At 70.6% G+C, this 1,468-nt stretch carries 1 protein-coding gene and 1 pseudogene; both read left to right on the top strand.

What is annotated here, in order from left to right:
• Positions 1-59: 59 nt before the first annotated feature.
• Positions 60-824, top strand: a complete 765-nt coding sequence (locus tag AB0H81_RS15450) for an ATP-binding cassette domain-containing protein (protein ID WP_358374590.1) — start codon at positions 60-62, stop codon at positions 822-824.
• Positions 821-1,468, top strand: a pseudogene (locus tag AB0H81_RS15445) (ABC transporter permease); the annotation flags it as partial. The gene AB0H81_RS15450 and the pseudogene AB0H81_RS15445, both read left to right, overlap by 4 nt.

Here is a 1,468-nt window from a genome sequence, read left to right as displayed (position 1 = left end):
CGGCGCCCACGGTGGTGGCCATCGACGCGCCCGTCCGCGCCCCTCCCCGAGGGAGACCCATGACCCCCCTGCTCGAAGCGCGCGGGATCGACAAGAGCTTCGGCCCCGTGAAGGTCCTGCACGACGTGACGTTCTCCGCCTACGCCGGCGAGGTGACCGCCCTCGTCGGCGACAACGGCGCCGGCAAGTCGACGCTGGTCAAGTGCATCGGCGGCATCCACCCCATCGACAACGGCGAGCTGCTGTTCGACGGCCGTCCCGTCCAGGTGAACGGCCCGCGCGACGCGGGCGAGCTCGGCATCGAGATCGTCTACCAGGACCTCGCGCTCTGCGACAACCTGGACATCGTCCAGAACATGTTCCTCGGCCGGGAGCGCCACCGGGGCCTGGTCCTGGACGAGGACACCATGGAAGAGCTCGCCGAGCAGACCCTGAGCAGCCTGTCCGTCCGCACGGTCAAGTCCATCCGCCAGCTGGTCTCCAGCCTGTCCGGCGGCCAGCGCCAGACCGTCGCCATCGCCAAGGCCGTGCTGTGGGACAGCAAGGTCGTCATCCTCGACGAGCCGACCGCCGCCCTCGGCGTGGCCCAGACCGCGCAGGTGCTGGAGCTGGTGCGCCGCCTGGCCGACAACGGTCTGGCCGTCGTCCTCATCTCGCACAACATGAACGACGTGTTCGCCGTCTCCGACCGGATCGCGGCGCTCTACCTCGGCAGGATGGCCGCCCAGGTCAGGACCGCCGACGTGACGCACGCCCAGGTCGTCGAACTGATCACTTCCGGCCGGAGCGGAGAACTCGGCCTCAAGAACGGGGCTGTGGCATGAGCAAGGTCAAGGAACTCCCCGGCGAGGCGGTGGCGACGGCCGTGCGCTCGCCGTCGATCAGCCACAGCGCCCGCGCCTACATCGAGCGGGTGCGCGCCGGCGACATGGGCGCGCTGCCCGCCGTGCTCGGGCTGGTGGTGCTGTGCACGGCGTTCGCACTGGCGCGCCCCGCCTTCCTCACCGCCATCAACTTCGCCAACCTCTTCACCCAGGGCGCGGCCGTCACCGTGATCGCCATGGGCCTGGTGTTCGTGCTGCTCATCGGCGAGATCGACCTGTCGGCGGGCTTCACCAGCGGTGTCTGCGCGGCCGTCCTCGCGGTGGCGCTCACCAACATGGGGCTGCCCTGGTACGTCGGGGTGCTCGCCGCGATCGTCACCGGCGCGGTCATCGGCATGGCGCTCGGCACGCTCGTCGCCAAGGTCGGCATCCCGTCGTTCGTGGTGACGCTGGCGGCCTTCCTCGCCTTCCAGGGCCTCGTGCTGGTCCTGGTGAACGAGGGCACGAACATCTCGATCAACGACCCCGTCATCAAGGCCGTCGCGCAGCGCAACCTGCCGCCCGCGCTCGGCTGGGCGCTCTACGCGGTCTGCGTGCTCGCGTACGCGGGGCTGCAGGTGCTGCGGGCGCGCAAGCGGGCCGCG

The organism is Nonomuraea sp. NPDC050691, assembly GCF_040654455.1.
Lineage (GTDB): Bacteria > Actinomycetota > Actinomycetes > Streptosporangiales > Streptosporangiaceae > Nonomuraea.
This window is presented reverse-complemented; position numbering and strand designations above follow the sequence as displayed.

Bases quoted from the DNA above. Each gene is read 5' to 3' on its own strand.
- AB0H81_RS15450 (WP_358374590.1), top strand. From the start codon at position 60: ATGACCCCCCTGCTCGAAGCGCGCGGGATCGACAAGAGCTTCGGCCCC.